Below are 3,455 nucleotides of genomic sequence, written 5' to 3' on the forward strand. Positions count from 1 at the left end.
ACTTATGTTGAAGCGAATACTGTAAGAAATGAAACAACTAATAACCTGCTTTCAGAAATTTCAGGAGACAGAACATTCATAAGTTCAGTTGGAAATATTGAAAATATTGGCGGACGGATTAACGGTGAAGAGGCGGTTGCCCTGATTTCTGAAAAGGGGAATGTGATTAACAATACCACAAAAAGAACAACTGGATTTAACTATGGGGAGTACGATAAATCTCAGCGTGAGGAAATAGCCTCAATTGGTGGAATCACTTCAAAAGGCACAACTTTCATCAAGGCTGACAGCTATAGCTCTATAGGTGGAATGTTAAAGACTGATCATCTGGCACTTGACTTAAACAGCTTCAATGTAAGCGCATTGTCATTGTCAGGGCAGAGCACGCTTGGAATAAGTGGAAGCAACTATTCAAAATATGCAGAAACAACACATTTTGGCGGTGGAGCAGTTGCAAATTCAGCAGAAGGAAGAATTGGGAACCTTAATCTAAGAGGCTCATCATTCATAGCTGAAGACACGACAGGGCTTACAGTAACAGGAAATGTGAAAGCGGAGTCAGCAGTAAATAGCTACGAAAACGAGTCAAGAAACACAAGCAAAGGCTTCATGTCATCCAAAAGCAGTTATAGAAACTCTCATGCAGAAGAAAACTCGGCAAGCAACCTGATGCTTGGAAAGAATGCTGTAATCACAGGAAATGTTGAGGGGATAGGAAGCAACATTGTTCTTGGAGAAAATACTTTTGTAGGCGGAAAAGTTACAACGGACTCAAGGGAACTGCACAACAGCTACTACGAAAAGAACAAGAGCAAAGGATTTACTGGCGGAATAAGTCACGGCACAATTTCAGCAGGATATGGAAAATCGCAAAGTACATACGATGAAAAGAGTACAGTAAATGCAAAATCAAACTTGCAAGTTGGAGATGGCTCAGTCTTGAACAGAGGAGCAGAAATTACAGCCACAAACTTTGAATACGGAAATATTCAGATTAATAACGGCGATGTAAAATATGGTGCAAGAATTGACACAAGGGATGTGCATACTTCAAGCAAGAGCAGCGGATTTACAATATCAGCAGGAATAAACAGCCCAGCATTGGACAGGGCAAAACAGGTTGGCCAAGCTGTAAGTCAGATTGAGAATGGCGATACTGCAGGCGGAGCTATGGAAGCGATAAATGCCGCAACTGGTACAATTAAGGGGCTTGCAGATAATCAAGGGACAAGACAGACAAACTATGTAAATGGAAGCGTCGGTGCAAAAGGTGCAAGGGATGCCATGGCAAACAGCAACTTCTACGCCAATATCGGAGTAAACGCCGGATTTACACGTTCAAGAAGCAACACAAGTTCCCATACTGAAGGTGCAGCCGTAACAACATTAAAGCCAATGAATGAAAATTCAAGCATTACCTACAATAATGTAAATAACATAACTTATCAGGGAACACAGGCTCAGGGCGGAACATTCATCTACAACAATGTGGCAAACATTCAGAAGGAAGCCGTGGAACTTCATAACAGCTACAGCTCAAGCAATTCGAGCAAAGGAATAAATGCAGGAGCTACAATTGGCTATGGACACAAATTGCAGACTACTGGAAACGGCGGAAGCATTTCAGCTAGCCAAAGCAACCAGAATACAGTTGAAACTGTCTATGCAAACGGAAATTTCAAGAATGTAAATGAAGTTCACAACAACACAGGCTCAATGGTATTAAATGGCTTTAATCAGGAAGGTGGAAAAGTTACAGGTAATATCGGTAAACTGGTTGTAGAAAGCAGACAGAATACAAGCACAACAACTGGAAGTTCAAGCGGAATGAGTCTTGGAATAAGTGCGAACGGAGTGCCAAGCTCTGTAAATATAAGCGGAAGCAGAACAAATGGAGATAGAGCATTCGTAGACAACCAAAGCACATTCATTGTCGGAGAAGGAAGCAGTCTTCACGTTGGAACGCTTGAAAATACAGGAGCTGTAGTTGGCAAGCAAGGAAACTTCACATTCAAGATTGACAGCTATGTTGGAAAAGATATTCAGAATCACGACACAATGAAGACAACAGGCGGATCAGTTGGAATTTCAACAGGAAAACCGAGAATTACAAACGTTGGATTCAATCAGGACAGCAGGGACAAGCAAGGAATCACAAGAAACACTGTAATTGGAGATGTTGAGATAGGAGAAACTTCTGGAAGTCCAATAAACAGAGATATTACAAGAGCAAATGAAACAACGAAGGACACTCACAGCAGCACAAATATTAATGTTGAAAGCCAGACTATTGAGTATGCCACTAATCCTGCTAAGCTGAAAGAGGATATTGGGAAAGCCAAAAAAGAGATAGCGGATGTGAAAAAAGCCATCAAGGAGTCAATTCATGATAGGGGAGATGACAACAGGAACTTCTTTGGACAGCTTAGAGAGGTAAGACTTAGTGAAACTGTAAACAACATAGCAGGGAAAAGACTTAATGAAGCTCAAAAATCAGAAGATGTAGTTTCAGCCTGGAAAGATGCCTACAAGGATTTAGGATACAACCTTGATGTAAAATATACAACTGGCGAAGATACTCCTGAAATGAAAAACAAGGCAGGAACAGCATATGTTTCAAAAGATGGAGTACATACAATAATAATCAACATAAATGCAAAAGAGAACTCAACAAAGGCAGGATTAATCGGAACACTTGCAGAAGAGGCAAGCCATATTGTAAATGGAGTGGCAGGAAGACAGATAGCAACTGGAACAGATGAAAAAGGGCTTGAAAGCACAGGAAGAGCTTCAAATGAATACTTTGCTGAGAAATACAAGGATAACAATACACCTATTAGTATTCATTCGGACGGGAAGGATTATTCCAATGTCGATTTTGGTGAGAATGTAGGAGATAAAGCAAATGAATTTGCAGATGTTGGATCGACTAGTATTATTCCAGGATTGTCTTATAAATTTAATATGAGCGGGGATAAAGCAAGAAAATATGTAGACCAACAATTAACAAGTATTTTTGGAACATCTGTTAATTGGAATGATTATTTTAATGTAAAAAATGTAGAATACAGAGAAAAAATGAATTATTATTTTGTTTTAGCTAAAAATACTTTAAGAGTAAAAAGAATAATCGGTACTTTTAAAAAATCAGGAAATACTTATATAAAAATCGTACAAGATAATAATAAGGAAATGATATTAAAAGAATTACCAGAAACCGAAGCACTTTATCATAATTTAAAAATAGTAAATGGAGAGATTCATATGAATTTTGCTAATTTAAATAGAAAATTAGTACAGGATGATGGGTATGAACTTATTACTACAAAAAATTTAAAACAGTTAAAAGGAGACCCTATTAATCAAGCAACATATAATACATATTCGTATCTTGCTACTATAATGACAAAAAATGAATCAATTAATTTATGGGATAAAATAATGGGAAGCGGAGA

1 protein-coding gene is annotated in these 3,455 nt (G+C 38.2%); it reads left to right on the forward strand.

From position 1 onward, the window contains the following. Positions 1-3,455 (forward strand): hemagglutinin repeat-containing protein (locus Q0370_RS11535; RefSeq protein ID WP_299575873.1); only part of this gene is annotated, 3,455 nt, incomplete at both ends.

Origin of the sequence: uncultured Leptotrichia sp. (assembly GCF_938036635.1) — a bacterium.
GTDB lineage: Bacteria > Fusobacteriota > Fusobacteriia > Fusobacteriales > Leptotrichiaceae > Leptotrichia > Leptotrichia hongkongensis.